Source organism: Streptomyces sp. NPDC050759 (genome assembly GCF_044456945.1).
Lineage (GTDB): Bacteria > Actinomycetota > Actinomycetes > Streptomycetales > Streptomycetaceae > Streptomyces.
Genome location: NZ_JBITGI010000002.1, coordinates 858,723 through 875,320, shown reverse-complemented (window position 1 = coordinate 875,320; position 16,598 = coordinate 858,723). Strand labels below are relative to the sequence as shown.

Sequence of the window (16,598 nt, the reverse complement as noted above, 5' to 3'; positions counted from 1 at the left end):
TCTTGAAAGCGTGCTGATCCCCATGAACAACTCGGTATCGAACACGGCCCGGTTGCTCTGGGCGGGCCTGCGTGCCCTCCTCGTGCTGACCCTGGTGACGGGCGTCATCTATCCGCTGGCCGTCACCGGCATCGCCCAGGGCCTGTTCCCCGGCAAGGCGAACGGCTCGGAGATCAAGGCGGACGGCAAGGTCGTCGGATCGTCCCTGATCGGGCAGTTCTACAACCTGCCGCTGAAGAAGGGCCAACAGACCCCGGAGCCCGACCTGAAGTGGTTCCAGGGCCGCCCGGCCAACGGCCTCGGCCGTAACAGCGTCAACACCCGGTACACGTTGCTGTTGTCCGGTGCCACCAACCTCTCCGCCGACAACAAGGACCTCGTCCAGCAGGTGAAGGCCGCCAAGGCCGCCGTCGTCAAGGACAACTCGGTACCCGGCTACACGGTCAGTTCCTCGCAGGTGCCCGCGGACGCGGTGACGTCCTCAGGCTCCGGCCTGGACCCGGACATCTCCCCGGACTACGCGGAGATCCAGGTCCACCGGGTCGCCGAGAAGAACGGGCTGTCCGTCGCCGAGGTGGACAAGCTGGTCAAGGACCACACGGAGGGCCGCACCCTCGGCTTCATGGGCGAACCCCGCGTGAATGTCCTCGAGCTCAACATCGCGCTCAAGGACCTCGTGGCCAAGGGCTGATGGCCTGATGCGGCCCATGCGGGAGTCGGCAGCCCGGGAGCATTCCCGGTTCCGTCAACTTCCGCAGTCCCGACGTCGGTTGCCGGGTCCCCGAGACCTATGGCCCGTCGTACGACAGGAAGGCGTACACCCATGACACGGGTGCTGGTGGTGGAGGACGACCCGCAGCTCGTACGGGCCCTCATCATCAATCTCCAGGCACGCCGGTACGGGGTCGACGCGGCACCCGACGGCGCCACCGCACTCCGCCTCGCGGCCGCACGCCCGCCCGATGTGGTGATGCTCGACCTCGGACTGCCCGACATGGACGGCGTCGACGTCATCAAGGCGCTGCGCGGCTGGATGCGGGTGCCCATCCTGGTGCTGTCCGCCCGGCAGGCGTCCGACGAGAAGGTCGCCGCCCTCGATGCCGGCGCCGACGACTACGTCACCAAGCCGTTCAGCATGGACGAGCTGCTCGCCCGGCTCCGGGCCGCCGTCCGCCGCACCGAGGAGACCCCGCTCGCACCCGGGACCACACTCGTGGAGACGGCCGACTTCACCATCGACCTGCTCGCCAAGAAGGCCGTCCGAAGCGGCCACGACGTCCGCCTCACCCCGACCGAATGGCACCTGCTGGAGATCCTGGTCACCAGCCCGGGGCGACTGATCACCCAGAAGCACCTGCTCCAGGAGGTGTGGGGGGTCACCCAGAGCAACAAGACCAACTACCTGCGCGTCTACATGGCCCAGCTGCGGCGCAAACTGGAAACGGACCCCGCCCACCCCCGCTACCTCATCACCGAACCCGGCATGGGCTACCGCTTCGAGGGATGACCCCGGTCCCGACCGGGGCGAACACCAGGCGCCTCGCTCCTGCCGACCGGCGCGGTTGGCGACCGCTACCCCGCGCCGTTACCCCGCGCCGTTCAGGACCAGGCGATCTCGCCATGGCGGGAGAGGAAGCGTCCGGTGCCGGCACCGGGCTTCTCGGTGGCGAGGGCGACGATCGCGTCCGTGCCCTCGATGACGGTCTGGGGGCCGCTGTGACCGTTGAGGTCGGTCGCGGTGTAGCCGGGGTCGGCGGCGTTGACGCGGATGCCCTGGAGCCCCTTGGCGTACTGCGTGGTCAACATCGTCAGCGCGGCCTTCGAAGAGGTGTACAGCGGCGCGATGACGTGCGACTCGGGCCGGTCGGGGTCGTGGGTGAGGGCGAGGGAGCCCATACCGCTGCTGACGTTGACGATCACAGGGGCCTCCGAGCGGCGCAGTAGTGGCAAGAACGCGGTGGTGGTGCGGACGACGCCGATGACGTTGACGTCGAGGACGGCGCGGGCGTCGGCGGCGGTGAGTTCGCTGGGATCGCCGGCGGGGCCGTGGACACCGGCGTTGTTGATCAGGACGTCGACCCTGCCTTCGTGTTCGGCGACGTCCGCGGCCGCGGCGGCCACGGACGCGTCGTTGGTCACGTCGATGGGGACGTAGCGTGCGCCGAGCACGGCGGCGGTCTCCTCGCCCTGTTCGCGGTTGCGGGCTCCGACGAGGACGGTGTGCCCACATTCGATCAGGCGGCGGGCGGTCTCGCGGCCGAGGCCCTTGTTGGCTCCGGTGATGAAGGTGATGGTCATGCGTTCGATGCTTGCCTCCACGAGGGAGGCGGACCAGGGACGCTTCGACGGTAGGAAGACCAGTACCACCCTTGCGCCCCACGCACGACCGGGGGATGCAGGAGGATGGAGTCCATGTCGACGACACCCGGGACCGGACTGGGCGCGATGATCCGCACGTGGCGTGATCGGCTGCCTCCGTCGGCCGCCGGGCTGCAGGTGTCCCGCGGGCGCCGGGCCGCCGGGCTGCGGCGTGAGGAACTGGCCGATCTGGCCGGGGTATCGGTCGACTACATCGTGCGCCTGGAGCAGGGGCGGGCCACGACACCCTCAGCATCGGTGGTGGCGTCCCTGGCGCGCGCCCTGCAGCTGTCCACCGCCGAGCGGGACCATCTGTACCTGCTGGCCCAGCTCGTACCGCCGGTAGACGGCGCGATCTCCGACCATCTCCCGCCCGGCATGCAGCGGGTGCTCGCCCGCCTCGGGGACGTGGCGGCTGCCGTGTTCGCGGCGGACTGGCAACTGGTGTGGTGGAACCGTGGATGGGCGGCCCTGCTGGGCGACCCCTCGGCCTCGCCGCCGCGGCTGCGCAATTTCGCCCGCGACAGGTTCCCGGTGGACGCCGGCCCCGCCCGCCTCGCGCTGTGGCCGGTCACCGAGGCGGACCGCGACGCCACCGACGCCGCCGTCGTCTCCGACCTGCGCCGCGCCACCGGCCGCTTCCCCCGGGACAGCCGCCTGGCCACGCTGATCCGTGAACTGAACGCGGGCAACCAGAGGTTCGCCGAACTATGGGCCACCGGGGAGGTGTCCGCGCACCGCGAGGACCACAAGACCATCGACCACCCGTCGGTGGGCCCTGTCACGGTGGACTGCGACGTCCTGACCGACGGCGACTCCGAGCTCAAGATCGTCATCATGACCGCCGTGCCCGGCAGCGAGGACGAAACCAAGCTCCAACTCACCGCCGTCGCCGGCCCACCGGCCACCACACTCAAGTGATCCGCCCCGCACGTCGATCGACCAGCCGGCGCGCGCGATTGTCCCTACACACGACGCCGACCGCGACAAGGAGAGGATCACGGTCGTGCGCCGGACCGACAGCTCAGGGTCTGGCGAAGTCTCGTCACCCCGTACGACCAGACCCCGGCCGGCAATTCACGCATGTGTTGCTCAGTCCCAGCGAAGTCCCAGAGACGCCGCCGAACCCCTCCCTGCCCCCTTGCACCGCAGGCCAGACGGGGTGCGGCGGCATGCGCTCATCAAATGTCCCGGAAAATCTCGATCTGCGCCCCCACCGAGTTGAGCCGCTCGGCCAGATCCTCGTAACCGCGGTTGATGACATAGACGTTGCGCAGCACGGACGTGCCGTCGGCCGCCATCATCGCCAGCAGGACGACCACGGCGGGGCGCAGGGCCGGCGGGCACATCATCTCGGCGGCACGCCAGCGGGTGGGGCCCTCCACCAGCACCCGGTGCGGGTCGAGGAGTTGGAGGCGCCCGCCCAGCCGGTTCAGGTCCGTCAGGTAGATCGCCCGGTTGTCGTAGACCCAGTCGTGGATGAGGGTCTGACCCTGTGCGACCGCCGCGATGGCCGCGAAGAACGGGACGTTATCGATGTTCAGCCCGGGGAACGGCATCGGGTGGATCTTGTCGATCGGCGCCTCCAGCTTGGAGGGCCGGACCGTGAGGTCGATCAGCCGGGTACGGCCGTTGTCGGCGAAGTACTCCGGCGTACGGTCGTGGTCGAGCCCCATCTCCTCCAGGACCGCGAGCTCGATCTCCAGGAACTCGATGGGCACCCGGCGCACGGTCAGTTCCGACTCCGTCACCACGGCCGCGGCCAGCAGGCTCATCGCCTCGACCGGGTCCTCGGAGGGGGAGTAGTCGACGTCCACGTCGATGTGCGGCACGCCGTGCACGGTGAGGGTGGTGGTGCCGATGCCCTCGACCCTCACCCCCAGCGCCTCCAGGAAGAAGCACAGGTCCTGGACCATGTAGTTGGAGGAGGCGTTGCGGATGACGGTGACGCCGTCGTGGCGGGCGGCCGCGAGCAGCGCGTTCTCCGTCACGGTGTCGCCGCGCTCGGTCAGCACGATCGGACGGCCGGGGCGGACCGCCCGGTCCACGCGCGCGTGGTACTGGCCCTCGGTCGCCGCGACGTCCAGACCGAACCGGCGCAGCGCGATCATGTGCGGCTCGATGGTCCGGGTGCCGAGGTCGCAACCGCCGGCGTACGGCAGTTTGAAGCTGTCCATACGGTGCAGCAGCGGACCGAGGAACATGATGATGGAGCGGGTGCGGACGGCGGCCTCGGCGTCGATGGCGTCCATGTTCAGCTCAGCCGGCGGCACCAGCTCGAGGTCGACCCCGTCGTTGATCCACCGGGTGCGGACCCCGATGGAGCTCAGCACCTCCAGGAGGCGGTAGACCTCCTCGATACGGGCGACCCTGCGCAGCACCGTGCGCCCCTTGTTGAGGAGTGAGGCGCAGAGCAGGGCCACACACGCGTTCTTGCTCGTCTTGACGTCGATCGTGCCGGACAGCCGACGGCCGCCGACCACGCGCAGATGCATGGGGCCCGCATAGCCCAGAGAGACGATTTCGCTGTCCAGTGCTTCACCGATACGGGCGATCATCTCAAGGCTGATGTTCTGGTTGCCGCGCTCGATGCGATTGACGGCGCTCTGACTGGTGCCGAGCGCCTCGGCAAGCTGCGACTGTGTCCAGCCCCGGTGCTGCCGGGCGTCACGGATGAGCTTGCCGATGCGTACGAGGTAGTCGTCTGCCATGAGCTCGAGGCTATCTCAGATATGAGATGGCGCATTCCGGGTGGTCCATTCGGGTGAGAGGACCTCCGCGGACCTGAGGGAGCCTCAGTGGCGCTTGGCGGTACGGGTGCGACGCCAGCCGAAAGGTCCGGGCAGATCCATCGATGTCGTACGACGTCCCGTGCTGCTGTGCGTGTGCCGCGGGCCGTGCTTGCCGCCGCCGGTGGTGATGGACCAGGAGTGCCGGTTGATGTTCAGCCGCACGCCGGGCAGGATCCGGAAGCTCTTGCGGAACGTGAGGCCCATGTGGGTCTCCCCTCGGGTCGGTCTGGTGCTCCCAACTCCCTCCGCATACCCCGACTTGGCGAACTGATGACCGCGACCGCGCCGACCCGGGACCGCGGCGGCGGGCGGCACAGGGAAGCCGGGCATGACCATTCCGGCCTCATGTACTAGAGTTATCTCGACATCGAGATATCTGCCGAGGCGTACCGCAGTCGCACGCTTTCGCCGGGTCTGACAGTAAGGCATGCCTAACTTAGCCTTACCTTAGCGGATCGGCCAAGACGGTGTGGCGGCAGGATGCGGTGGTAAGCGCACAAAAATGAAGGAGACTGTCGTGTCGGCGAACAGCTTCGACGCCCGCGCCACGCTGAGCGTGGGCGACGAGTCGTACGAGATCTTCCGGCTGGACAAGGTGGAGGGCTCGGCCCGCCTGCCGTACAGCCTCAAGGTTCTCCTGGAGAACCTGCTCCGTACCGAGGACGGCGCGAACATCACCGCCGACCACATCCGCGCCCTCGGCGGCTGGGACTCGAAGGCCCAGCCGTCGCAGGAGATCCAGTTCACGCCGGCCCGCGTGATCATGCAGGACTTCACCGGCGTGCCCTGTGTCGTCGACCTCGCCACCATGCGTGAGGCCGTGAAGGAGCTCGGCGGCGACCCGGCGAAGGTCAACCCGCTCTCCCCGGCCGAGCTGGTCATCGACCACTCCGTCATCGCCGACAAGTTCGGCACCAACGAGGCCTTCGCGCAGAACGTCGAGCTGGAGTACGGCCGCAACCGCGAGCGCTACCAGTTCCTGCGCTGGGGCCAGACCGCCTTCGACGACTTCAAGGTCGTACCCCCCGGCACCGGCATCGTCCACCAGGTGAACATCGAGCACCTGGCCCGCACCGTCATGGTCCGTAACGGCCAGGCGTACCCCGACACCCTCGTCGGCACCGACTCGCACACCACGATGGTCAACGGCCTCGGTGTGCTGGGCTGGGGCGTCGGCGGCATCGAGGCCGAGGCGGCCATGCTCGGCCAGCCGGTCTCCATGCTCATCCCGCGCGTCGTCGGCTTCAAGCTGACCGGTGAGCTCAAGCCCGGCACCACCGCCACCGACCTGGTGCTGACCATCACCGAGATGCTCCGCAAGCACGGTGTCGTCGGCAAGTTCGTCGAGTTCTACGGCGAGGGCGTCGCCGCCACCTCCCTCGCGAACCGCGCCACCATCGGCAACATGTCGCCGGAGTTCGGCTCGACCGCCGCGATCTTCCCGATCGACGACGAGACCATCAAGTACCTCAAGCTCACCGGCCGCTCCGAGCAGCAGCTCGCGCTCGTCGAGGCGTACGCCAAGGAGCAGGGCCTCTGGCTGGACCCGAAGGCCGAGCCGGACTTCTCCGAGAAGCTCGAGCTGGACCTGTCGACGGTCGTCCCGTCCATCGCCGGCCCGAAGCGCCCGCAGGACCGTATCGTCCTCGCGAACGCGGCCGAGCAGTTCAAGCAGGACGTCCGCAACTACGTCGACGACGTCGACGAGTCGGGCAAGGAGTCCTTCCCGGCCTCCGACGCCCCGGCCGTCGCCCCGAACGGCGCCCCGTCCAACCCGGTCACCGTGACCGCCCCCGACGGCTCGACGTACGAGATCGACCACGGCGCGGTGACGGTCGCGGCCATCACCTCCTGCACCAACACCTCCAACCCGTACGTCATGGTCGCCGCCGCGCTCGTCGCGAAGAAGGCCGTGGAGAAGGGCCTGACCCGCAAGCCGTGGGTCAAGACCACCCTCGCCCCGGGCTCCAAGGTCGTCACCGACTACTTCGACAAGGCGGGGCTCACCCCCTACCTCGACAAGGTCGGCTTCAACCTCGTCGGCTACGGCTGCACCACCTGCATCGGCAACTCCGGCCCGCTGCCGGAGGAGGTCTCCAAGGCCGTCAACGACCACGACCTCGCGGTCACCTCGGTCCTCTCCGGCAACCGGAACTTCGAGGGCCGTATCAACCCCGACGTCAAGATGAACTACCTGGCGTCCCCGCCGCTGGTCGTCGCGTACGCCCTCGCCGGCTCCATGAAGGTGGACATCACCAAGGACGCCCTGGGCATCGACCAGGACGGCAACCCGGTCTACCTCAAGGACATCTGGCCCTCCGAGGCCGAGGTCAACGACGTCGTGGCGAACGCCATCGGCGAGGACATGTTCAACAAGTCCTACGCCGACGTCTTCGCGGGCGACGCCCAGTGGCAGGCGCTGCCGATCCCGACCGGCAACACCTTCGAGTGGGACCCGCAGTCGACGTACGTCCGCAAGCCCCCGTACTTCGAGGGCATGACGATGGAGACCACCCCGGTCTCCGACATCAACGGCGCCCGCGTGCTCGCCAAGCTGGGCGACTCGGTGACGACGGACCACATCTCGCCCGCCGGTGCCATCAAGGCCGACACCCCGGCCGGCAAGTACCTCACCGAGCACGGTGTGGAGCGTCGTGACTTCAACTCCTACGGCTCGCGCCGAGGCAACCACGAGGTCATGATCCGCGGCACGTTCGCCAACATCCGCCTGCGCAACCAGATCGCGCCGGGGACGGAAGGCGGCTACACCCGCGACTTCACCGTCGAGGGCGCTCCGGTCTCCTTCATCTACGACGCTTCGCGCCACTACATCGAGCAGGGCATCCCGCTGGTCGTCCTGGCCGGCAAGGAGTACGGCTCCGGCTCGTCCCGCGACTGGGCCGCCAAGGGCACCGCGCTCCTCGGCGTCAAGGCCGTCATCGCCGAGTCGTACGAGCGCATCCACCGCTCGAACCTCATCGGCATGGGCGTCCTGCCGCTGCAGTACCCGGAGGGCGCGAGCGCCGAGTCCCTCGGCCTGACCGGCGAGGAGACCTTCTCCTTCACCGGCGTCGAGGAGCTCAACAACGGCACCACGCCGCGCACGGTCAAGGTCACCACCGACACGGGCGTGGAGTTCGACGCGGTCGTCCGCATCGACACCCCCGGTGAGGCCGACTACTACCGCAACGGCGGCATCATGCAGTACGTGCTGCGCAGCCTGATCCGCAAGTAAGTCCTTCGGGCGCGCAAGGGCCTGGGCCGCACTCCCGGTGACGGGGGTGCGGCCCTTCGCCGTACCCCGCCGCCGCAGGTCATCACCCACCCTCAGGTGGAACACAGGATTCCCTCAGCGGGCCGGGACACGATCGGTACATGACCGGCACCTCCGGGCCCCGAACGGGCCGTGTACGCGTGCTCCTCGTCGACGACGAGCCCGCACTCAACGACGTGCTGTCCGTCGCCGTCACCGAGGCGGGCTGGCGTCCCTATCCGGCCCTCGACGGGCGCAGCGCGCTGAGGACGGCGCGCGACTGCGCACCGCACGCCGTCGTACTCGACGGGATGCTTCCCGATCTGGACGGCCTCCAGGTGCTGCGCAAGCTGCGCCACGAGCACCCGAAGCTGCCCGTCCTCATGCTCACCGCCCGCGACGCCCTCGAACACCGCCTCGACGGCCTGGAGGCAGGCGCCGACGACTACGTCACCAAGCCCTTCTCCCTGGAGGAGGTCGTGCTGCGGCTGCGCGGACTGCTGCGCCGGGCCGCGTCCCGGGACGGCCGCACCGGCGACTCCGTCCACGTGCTCGGCGACCTCGTCATGACCGGGGACACCCGCGAAGTGCGCCGGGCGGGTGTGCCCGTCCAGCTCACCGCGAAGGAGTTCGACCTGCTCAGCCTGCTGCTCGGCCATCCACGCCAGGTGCTCAGCAAGGCGCAGATCCTCGACCAGGTCTGGAGCAGCTCCTTCGACGGCGGCGGCAATCTTGTCGAGGTCTACATCTCCAGTCTGCGCCGGAAGATCGACAGGGGACGGGCACCGATGATCCACACCGTGCGCGGTCTCGGGTACGCCATCAGGGCCGCGGAGGACGGGAGATGAGCCGGCGACCGAACGCGGGGATGCGCACCCGGTCCCTCCGTACCCGCCTGCTCGTCTTCGTCACTGCCACCCTGGTCGTCGTCTGTGTCGCGATGGGCCTGATCACCACGCTCTTCCAGCACGCCTATCTGATGGGCAACCTGGACGACCGCGTCCTCGACACCGCCGAACGGGCCCTGGGAGGAGCCTCGTTGCACCAGAACCTCCAGGACGATCTGACGTTCCTGAGGGAGAGCGGGCAGCCCGCGGGAATGCTCGCCGCCCGGCTCGACGAGGACGGCGCCGTCGTCTCCGCGGCCGTCGTCGTCCAGGACGCCCCCATCCAGGGGCTCAGCACCGGCCAGCGCGCCGCCCTGGCCGGGATCGGGGCCGACGGCGCGATGCACACCCGGACCGTGCCCGGCCTCGGCACCTATCGGGTCACCGTTCTCATGGGCGAAGGCGTCCGGGTCCTCGCCGGCCTGCCCATGGCCGACGTCCAGGACATGATCAGCGGGCTCGTGATGATCGAGACAGGCGTCGCGGTGGCCGGGCTCGCCGCCGCCGGCTGCGTCTGCACGGTGGTCATACGACGGCAACTGCGCCCCCTCGGCCGGGTCGCCGCCACCGCCGCCGAGGTCTCCCGCGCCCCGCTCGGACACGGCGAGGTCACCGTCCTGACCCGGGTGCCGGAGCGGGACACCGACCCCGACAGCGAGGCCGGCCAGGTCGGCGCCGCGCTCAACCATCTGCTCGACCACGTGGAGTCCTCCCTCGCCGAACGGCAGCGCAGCGAGGAGCGCATGCGGCGGTTCCTGGCCGACGCCAGCCATGAACTCCGTACGCCCCTCGCCTCGATCGCCGGATACGCCGAGCTGATGAACCGCGGCACCGACCGGATCGAGCCGGTACTGGCCTGGCGCCGGGTCTCGGCGGAGTCCGCACGGATGACGGGTCTGGTGGAGGACCTGCTCCTCCTCGCCCGCCTCGACGAGGGCCGCCCTCTTCAGTCCCGCGAGGTCGACCTGGCGGCGCTGGTCGCGGAGGCGGTGTGGGACGCGCGGGCGGCAGGCAGCGGCCACGACTGGCAGCTCGAACTGGAGCTGGGCGCACCGGCGTTGGTCACCGGCGACGAGGCCCGCCTGCACCAGGTGGTGGCCAACCTCCTGTCCAACGCGAGGATGCACACGCCGGGCGGGACGAGGGTGGTGGCGTCGGTGGAGTCGACGGACGAGCGCCGCGTCATCCGAGTCCGCGACAACGGCCCGGGCATCCCGCCCGCCCTCCTCCCCACGGTCTTCGAACGCTTCACCCGAGCGGACACGTCCCGCTCCCGCGCCGACGCCAAGTCCGGCGGATCCGGGCTCGGTCTGGCCATCGCGGCCGCGATCACGAACGCGCACGGCGGCCGCATCCAGGTGGACAGCGCCCCGGGCCGCACGGAGTTCACGATCGAACTTCCGGCGGCCGCAGAGGCCGGGCTGGAGGAGTGGACGGTCGCAGGGAAACGGGCTCCGGTGTAACCCATCCATTGCCGTCGTATGGTGCCGAGATGAGCAACTCTGCCGCGGCGGCTGTCCTGACGACCGCCGACCTGCCTGAAGCCATACGTGCGGTGCGCACACTGTTGGGCATCGCAGACTTCCACCACGGAGAAGTCGACTTCGAAGGCGTGATCAGGTCGCGGGATGTCCTGAAGCACGTACGTCACGTACTGCCCGACCTCGTATGGCGGGCGCTGGCCGGCGAAGAGCACGGATCGTCGGAGGCCGGCGACAACCCTTCAGACCATCTGCCGATCCGGGTGTTCGACTGGGGGCGCCCGCTGGACCGCGCGGAGCCCTTCATCACCGCTCTGGGGCCGGATCCCGCGGCAGTTCGGTGGGATCTGGACGCATGGCCTGCGGTTCCCGAAGCCGGGCTGGAAGCGATCTCGCAGAAGTGGGCCTACCTCACGCTGACGGTCAATTCCCGGGACCTCTACCAGGACGAACCGTCGCAGGACCACACCGTTTTCGTTCACGCCCGGGACCGGAACAGCGACCAGATCGCCCGCGTCCACTGGCTCGCCGACCAAGTGGGCGGCCGGTTCACCGGCAGGGTGCAGTTGGCGCCCCTGTAACCCTTCGACAAACAGACAAAGCCGCCATCCCCATCGGCTCTGCCAGATGATCGGCCGGAATCACCTCCCCCCTCCCACCCCACCCCTACCCTTGCCCCGTGACCACCCCCGACCCCCTGCACCGAGCCCTCCACGCCCCCGGCCCACGCCCCCTCCCCGACGAGGTGGCCCGCCTCCTGCGTGTCCTCGACGCCCCGCCGCGCCTGGCGGCGCACCTGCGGCTGGTGCACGACGTGGCGTACGAGCTCGTCGAGTGGCTGGCCCAGCGGTACCCGGCGCTCCCACTCGACCGTGAGGCAGTGCTGTTCGGGGCCGCGACGCACGACGTGGGCAAGGCCGTGCGCGTCCGCGAGCTCTCCGGCCCCGGCTCCGCACACGAGGAGGCCGGCCGTGAGCTCCTTCTGGCCCACGGCACAGCCCCCGAACTCGCCCGCTTCGCCGCCACCCACGCGAGCTGGACCCTCCCGGACATCGGTCTCGAGGACCTGCTCGTCAGCGTCGCCGACAAGATCTGGAAGAACAAACGGGTGCCGGAGCTGGAGGACCTCGTGGTCAGAAGGTTGGCCGAGGTGAGCGGGCGGACGCTCTGGGAGGAGTTCCTGGACCTCGACGACGCGCTGACGGCCGTAGGAGAAGGCGCGCAGGAGCGGCTGGCCTTCCAGACGGCCCACCCGGTGTGACCGCCGCCCGCGTGTGATCGTGCAGACGAAGGACCGCCGGCTGTTTACAGTCGCCCCGGTTCGCGCTACCTTCCGCAACACGTGGGGTGGGAGCGCTCCCATGCGGACGGACCGGAACCCGCCCGCGTGCCGCCCCCACCCCACGGCACCGCACACACCCCGCAACGGCCCGTACCTCAAGGAACGGACGGGAATGTCATGATCCTGACAAAGTTATCGAGGGTGACCCGCCCCAGAGCCCTCTTCCTGGTCCTCGTCTCCCTGCTCGCCACCATCCCCGCCCTCAGCCTCGTCCTCACGACCGGCGGCAAGGCCGAGGCCCACGGCACCCCGATGAAGCCCGCCAGCCGCACCTTCCTGTGCTGGCAGGACGGGCTGACCGACACCGGTGAGATCAAGCCGGTCAACCCGGCCTGCAAGAACGCGCAGGCGGTCAGCGGCACCACACCGTTCTACAACTGGTTCTCCGTGCTCCGCTCGGACGGTGCCGGCCGCACCCGCGGCTTCGTGCCGGACGGCGAGCTGTGCAGCGGCGGCAACACCAACTTCACCGGCTTCAACGCCGCCCGCGACGACTGGCCGCTCACCCACCTCACCGCGGGCAAGACGGTCGACTTCTCCTACAACGCCTGGGCCGCGCACCCGGGTTGGTTCTACGTCTACGTCACCAAGGACGGCTTCGACCCGAAGAAGACCCTCACCTGGGACGACATGGAGGCCCAGCCGTTCCTCAGCGTCGACCACCCGCCGCTCAACGGCAGCCCGGGCACGGTCGAGGCCAACTACTCCTGGACGGGGCAGCTTCCGGCGAACAAGTCCGGCCGCCACATCATCTACATGGTCTGGCAGCGTTCGGACAGCGCGGAGACCTTCTACTCCTGCTCCGACGTCGTCTTCGACGGCGGCAACGGCGAGGTCACCGGCATCCACGAGCCCGGCAACCCGACCGAACCGGTGCCCGGCACCTGCACGGCCACCCGTAAGACCACGGGCAGTTGGAGCGGCGGCTACCAGTCCGAGGTGACCGTCACCAACTCCGGCGACGTCCCGATGCTGGGCTGGATGGTCGACTGGGCCCTGCCGGCCGGCCAGAAGGTCGACAGTCTCTGGAACGGCAACGCCACCTACACCGGCCAGGACGTGATGGTCCACAACGCCAACTGGAACGGCTCGCTCAGTCCGGGGCAGAGTACGACGTTCGGATACGTCGTCACCGGCTCCGGAGGCGACACGGCCACGACCCTTCCCTGCCGCGTCGGCTGAGTCACCGTCAGGACACGCTCGAACCGCTCAGGGCGGACCCGGTGGGGCTGTGCGCCACCGGGTCCGCGAGCCGTGCCGGCGCAGGGGGGTGGTGGCCGGCGCGGATGATGCATGGCTTGGGACGACACGGCACGCGACAACGTTGTCGCGTGGGTCTGTACGTGACTCTACCGCCTCAACGGACAACGACGTCAAATCAGTTGGGGCAATCGGCTGGACCGACGGACCTGCACGGTTCACCCTGGCGGTGAGCTGGCCGGGCCGGGCTCCAACACCTCGCCCAGCCAGTCGAGTTGGTGCCGCACCTGCACCGCGTCGCCGCCCTCGTGGCCGTTGTACGGATAGGCGTGGATCTCCTTGCGGGGGTCCACGCCGGTCAGCTCGCCGTAGCGGTTGAAGGCCGCGTACGCCCCGCTCGGCGGGCACACCGTGTCGCGCAGGCCGACCCCGAAGTGGGCCGGGGCGGCGGCGCGCCGCGCGAAGGAGACGCCCTCCATGTACGCGAGGGTGCGGTACGCGGCCTCCTGCGCGCCCCGGTGCACGGAGAGGTACGCGCTGATTTCGCCGTACGGACTCGCGTCGGTGAGATCCAGAGCCCGTCGGATGCCGCACAGGAAAGGCGCGGTGACCAGGACCGCCGCCAGGTCCGGCACCAGTCCCGCGACGGCCAGCGCAAGGCTGCCGCCCTGGCTGTTGCCGACGGCCGCGACGCGGGACGCGTCCACACCCGGAAGGGCGCGCACCGCGGCCACCGCCCGCACCGCGTCCGTGATCAGCCGCCGGTAGTGGTAGTCGCGGGGGTCGAGCAGGCCGCGTGCCGCCGGTCCCGGGCCGCCCGGTGCCGAGGCGTGCGGGTCGGGGGTGGCCCCACCGTTGCCGTACTGGTCGCCCTGTCCGCGGTTGTCCATCAGCAGATGCGCGTACCCGGCGTTCACCCAGGTCAGCCGCTCGTGCGGCAGGCCACGCCCGCGGCCGTACCCGGCGTACTCGACGACCGCGGACAGGGGCCCGTCCACCCCGGCCGGTCTGCTGTACCAGGCGCGCACCGGATCGCCGGCGAAGCCCCGGAAGGTCACGTCCCAGGTCTGCGTCAGCCGTAGCCCGCTCTCCGCGGGGCGCACCGACACCAACACGTCCGTCTGCGCCGCCTCTTTGAGGGTGTCACGCCAGAACACGTCGAAATCCGGGGGCTCCTGGACGTCGGGACGGTACCGCTCCAGCTCCCTCCTGGGCAGGTCGAACGCGGGCACAGGACACCTCGCATGAGTCGGTCCAGACAGTGAAACTTGCGGACGGCGCTGGGTCTTGGCCCCCCTGTTCTACCCCACACGTGCCCCAGGTATCTCACGTCCGACCCATTGACAGCGCTTTCTTCGTACCTCTAAGTTGCCGCGCAGTTACCGGTAAGAGCTCGAAAGTTTCGGTTCCGTGCCTCCGTCTGAGAGGACCGAGCATGAGCACATCCGTCAAGTCGGCCTCTCCACCACCCGGCATCGAAGACCCGCCCGCGGCAGTCGCCCGTCCGGCGCCGCGCAGCGGATGGCGCCGGGCCCTGCGCCGCGACTGGCAGCTGTACTCGCTGGCGGTCCTGCCGCTGCTGTTCTTCCTGGTCTTCCGCTATCTGCCGATGATCGGCAACGTGATCGCCTTCCGGCGCTTCGAGCCCGGCGGCTCGATGTTCGGCGAGGACTGGGTGGGGCTGCGCTATGTGCACATGTTCCTCAGCGACCCGACCTTCTGGCAGGTGTTCCGCAACACCCTGTGGCTCGGCGGGCTCACGCTCGTGTTCTGCTTCCCGATCCCGATCGTCCTCGCCCTGCTCCTGAACGAGGTGCGCCGACGCTCCCTGAAGCGGTTCGTGCAGTCGGTGTCGTACCTCCCGCACTTCCTGTCGATCGTGATCGTCGCGGGCCTCACCCTGCAGATGCTCGCCACCGACGGGCCGGTCAACCACGCCCTCGGCTGGCTCGGCCACGACGAGATCCGCTTCATCCAGGAACCCGGCTGGTTCCGCACGATCTACGTCGGCTCGGAGATCTGGCAGACCGCGGGCTGGGGCACGATCCTCTACCTCGCCGCGCTCACCACCATCGACGAGGACCTGTACGAGGCCGCGCGCATCGACGGCGCCAACCGCTGGAAGCAGATCTGGCACGTCACCCTGCCCGGCATCCGCCCCACCATGATCACGCTGCTGATCCTCAACGTCGGCACGTTCATGGCGGTCGGCTTCGAGAAGGTCCTGCTGCTGTACAACCCGCTGACCTACCCGACCGCCGACGTGATCTCGACGTATGTGTACCGGGCGGGCGTGGAGTCCAACAGCTTCAGCTACGCCGCCGCCATCGGGCTGTTCGAGGCGGTCATCGGCCTGGTCCTGATCACCACCGCCAACACGCTCTCGCGCCGCACGGTGGGGACCAGCCTGTGGTGAAGCCGAGCCGTTCCTACCGGGTCTTCCAGGGCGTCAACGGGGTGATCCTCACCCTCGTCGTGGTGGTGACCCTCTATCCCTTCGTCAACATCGTCGCTCGCTCCTTCAGCGGGGAGCGGCAGATCCGGGCCGGTGAAGTGACCCTGTGGCCCAAGGGGTTCAACCTCACCACGTACCGGATCGTGTTCCAGGACTCGATGTTCTGGCGGAACTACGGCAACACCGTGTTCTACACCGTTGTGTCGACCGTCGTGGCGATGGTCCTGACGACCTGTTATGCCTACGTCCTGTCGAAGAAGCACCTCAGGGGGCGCGGGCTGCTCGTCGGCATCGCCGTGTTCACGATGTTCTTCACCGGCGGTCTGATCCCGAACTACATCCTGGTCACCGAGCTCGGACTGAAGAACAGCGTCTGGGCGATCGCGCTGCCCAACGCGATCAGCGTCTTCAACCTGCTGGTGATGAAGGCGTTCTTCGAGAGCCTGCCCACCGAGCTGGAGGAGGCCGCGCAGATCGACGGCCTGAGCACCTACGGCATCCTGCTCAGGATCGTGCTGCCGCTGTCCAAGGCGGTGGTGGCGACCATGGTGCTGTTCTATACGGTGTCCTTCTGGAACTCCTGGTTCAGCGCGTTCCTCTACATGGACCACTCCGACCTGATGCCGGTCACCGTCTATCTGCGCAATCTCATCGCGGGCGCCACCGGCGGCGGCAACGCGGGCGCCGGCACCGCGGAGCTCAGCCAGGTCGGCGCGAGCATCCAGGCCGTCACGATCGTGCTGACCGCACTGCCGATCATCTGCGTGTACCCGTTCGTCCAGCGCTTCTTCGTCTCGGGCGTGATGCTCGGCGCGGTCAAGGGCTGACGG

15 protein-coding genes are annotated in these 16,598 nt (G+C 69.0%); 11 read left to right on the top strand and 4 right to left on the bottom strand.

All coding sequences use genetic code 11. The features are described from left to right. Positions 1-22 precede the first annotated feature (22 nt). Both ACIBJB_RS09655 and ACIBJB_RS09650 read left to right on the top strand, forming a co-directional pair. Entirely contained in the window at positions 23-691 is a 669-nt protein-coding gene (locus tag ACIBJB_RS09655) for a potassium-transporting ATPase subunit C (protein WP_398928285.1), read from the top strand. A gap of 132 nt (positions 692-823) precedes the next feature. After that, positions 824-1,507: a response regulator gene (locus tag ACIBJB_RS09650; RefSeq protein ID WP_398928283.1), complete on the top strand. Its 684-nt coding sequence runs from the start codon at positions 824-826 to the stop codon at positions 1,505-1,507. Between the two features lie 92 nt (positions 1,508-1,599). Here the strand turns inward: ACIBJB_RS09650 and ACIBJB_RS09645 are convergent, their stop codons facing one another. Continuing rightward, a complete protein-coding gene (locus ACIBJB_RS09645) occupies positions 1,600-2,298 on the bottom strand; it encodes an SDR family NAD(P)-dependent oxidoreductase (protein ID WP_398928281.1) in 699 nt (232 codons plus the stop codon). A gap of 114 nt (positions 2,299-2,412) precedes the next feature. On the opposite strand from ACIBJB_RS09645, the gene ACIBJB_RS09640 reads away from it, so the two are divergent. Further along, positions 2,413-3,279, top strand: a complete 867-nt coding sequence (locus ACIBJB_RS09640; protein ID WP_398928279.1) for a helix-turn-helix transcriptional regulator — start codon at positions 2,413-2,415, stop codon at positions 3,277-3,279. Between the two features lie 260 nt (positions 3,280-3,539). Here ACIBJB_RS09640 and ACIBJB_RS09635 read toward each other — a convergent pair whose 3' ends face one another. Beyond that, positions 3,540-5,069 carry a helix-turn-helix domain-containing protein gene (locus ACIBJB_RS09635; RefSeq protein ID WP_398928277.1) on the bottom strand — a complete coding sequence of 510 codons (1,530 nt, stop codon included), beginning with the start codon at positions 5,067-5,069 and terminating at the stop codon, positions 3,540-3,542. Positions 5,070-5,153: 84 nt separating this feature from the next. Beyond that, positions 5,154-5,354, bottom strand: a complete 201-nt coding sequence (locus tag ACIBJB_RS09630; RefSeq protein ID WP_057611210.1) for a DUF4236 domain-containing protein — start codon at positions 5,352-5,354, stop codon at positions 5,154-5,156. A 313-nt stretch (positions 5,355-5,667) separates the two neighbouring features. On the opposite strand from ACIBJB_RS09630, the gene acnA reads away from it, so the two are divergent. From acnA to ACIBJB_RS09600, 6 genes are all read left to right on the top strand, one after another. Further along, positions 5,668-8,385: an aconitate hydratase AcnA gene (acnA, locus tag ACIBJB_RS09625; protein WP_398928275.1), complete on the top strand. Its 2,718-nt coding sequence runs from the start codon at positions 5,668-5,670 to the stop codon at positions 8,383-8,385. 140 nt (positions 8,386-8,525) lie between these two features. Beyond that, positions 8,526-9,251: a response regulator transcription factor gene (locus ACIBJB_RS09620; RefSeq protein WP_398928267.1), complete on the top strand. Its 726-nt coding sequence runs from the start codon at positions 8,526-8,528 to the stop codon at positions 9,249-9,251. Next, on the top strand, positions 9,248-10,753 hold the full coding sequence (locus tag ACIBJB_RS09615; RefSeq protein ID WP_398928265.1) for a sensor histidine kinase: 1,506 nt from the start codon (positions 9,248-9,250) through the stop codon (positions 10,751-10,753). The genes ACIBJB_RS09620 and ACIBJB_RS09615 overlap by 4 nt, the downstream gene beginning before the upstream one ends. Positions 10,754-10,782: 29 nt before the next feature. Beyond that, positions 10,783-11,352 carry a hypothetical protein gene (locus ACIBJB_RS09610; protein ID WP_398928263.1) on the top strand — a complete coding sequence of 190 codons (570 nt, stop codon included), beginning with the start codon at positions 10,783-10,785 and terminating at the stop codon, positions 11,350-11,352. A 98-nt stretch (positions 11,353-11,450) separates the two neighbouring features. Further along, entirely contained in the window at positions 11,451-12,032 is a 582-nt protein-coding gene (locus ACIBJB_RS09605; RefSeq protein ID WP_398928261.1) for an HD domain-containing protein, read from the top strand. 198 nt (positions 12,033-12,230) lie between these two features. Beyond that, complete coding sequence (locus ACIBJB_RS09600; protein WP_398928259.1) at positions 12,231-13,295, top strand: lytic polysaccharide monooxygenase; 1,065 nt, start codon at positions 12,231-12,233, stop codon at positions 13,293-13,295. A gap of 236 nt (positions 13,296-13,531) precedes the next feature. Here ACIBJB_RS09600 and ACIBJB_RS09595 read toward each other — a convergent pair whose 3' ends face one another. After that, positions 13,532-14,545, bottom strand: a complete 1,014-nt coding sequence (locus ACIBJB_RS09595) for an acetylxylan esterase (protein ID WP_398928257.1) — start codon at positions 14,543-14,545, stop codon at positions 13,532-13,534. A gap of 203 nt (positions 14,546-14,748) precedes the next feature. Between ACIBJB_RS09595 and ACIBJB_RS09590 the strand changes: the two genes are divergently transcribed. Both ACIBJB_RS09590 and ACIBJB_RS09585 read left to right on the top strand, forming a co-directional pair. After that, positions 14,749-15,729, top strand: coding sequence for an ABC transporter permease (locus tag ACIBJB_RS09590; protein WP_398928255.1), 981 nt, complete (start codon positions 14,749-14,751; stop codon positions 15,727-15,729). Next, entirely contained in the window at positions 15,723-16,595 is an 873-nt protein-coding gene (locus ACIBJB_RS09585) for a carbohydrate ABC transporter permease (RefSeq protein ID WP_398928253.1), read from the top strand. The genes ACIBJB_RS09590 and ACIBJB_RS09585 overlap by 7 nt, the downstream gene beginning before the upstream one ends. Positions 16,596-16,598 lie beyond the last annotated feature (3 nt).

Bases quoted from the DNA above. Each gene is read 5' to 3' on its own strand.
- ACIBJB_RS09655 (WP_398928285.1), top strand. From the start codon at position 23: ATGAACAACTCGGTATCGAACACGGCCCGGTTGCTCTGGGCGGGCCTG.
- ACIBJB_RS09650 (WP_398928283.1), top strand. From the start codon at position 824: ATGACACGGGTGCTGGTGGTGGAGGACGACCCGCAGCTCGTACGGGCC.
- ACIBJB_RS09645 (WP_398928281.1), bottom strand. From the start codon at position 2,298: ATGACCATCACCTTCATCACCGGAGCCAACAAGGGCCTCGGCCGCGAG.
- ACIBJB_RS09640 (WP_398928279.1), top strand. From the start codon at position 2,413: ATGTCGACGACACCCGGGACCGGACTGGGCGCGATGATCCGCACGTGG.
- ACIBJB_RS09635 (WP_398928277.1), bottom strand. From the start codon at position 5,069: ATGGCAGACGACTACCTCGTACGCATCGGCAAGCTCATCCGTGACGCC.
- ACIBJB_RS09630 (WP_057611210.1), bottom strand. From the start codon at position 5,354: ATGGGCCTCACGTTCCGCAAGAGCTTCCGGATCCTGCCCGGCGTGCGG.
- ACIBJB_RS09620 (WP_398928267.1), top strand. From the start codon at position 8,526: ATGACCGGCACCTCCGGGCCCCGAACGGGCCGTGTACGCGTGCTCCTC.
- ACIBJB_RS09615 (WP_398928265.1), top strand. From the start codon at position 9,248: ATGAGCCGGCGACCGAACGCGGGGATGCGCACCCGGTCCCTCCGTACC.
- ACIBJB_RS09610 (WP_398928263.1), top strand. From the start codon at position 10,783: ATGAGCAACTCTGCCGCGGCGGCTGTCCTGACGACCGCCGACCTGCCT.
- ACIBJB_RS09600 (WP_398928259.1), top strand. From the start codon at position 12,231: ATGATCCTGACAAAGTTATCGAGGGTGACCCGCCCCAGAGCCCTCTTC.
- ACIBJB_RS09590 (WP_398928255.1), top strand. From the start codon at position 14,749: ATGAGCACATCCGTCAAGTCGGCCTCTCCACCACCCGGCATCGAAGAC.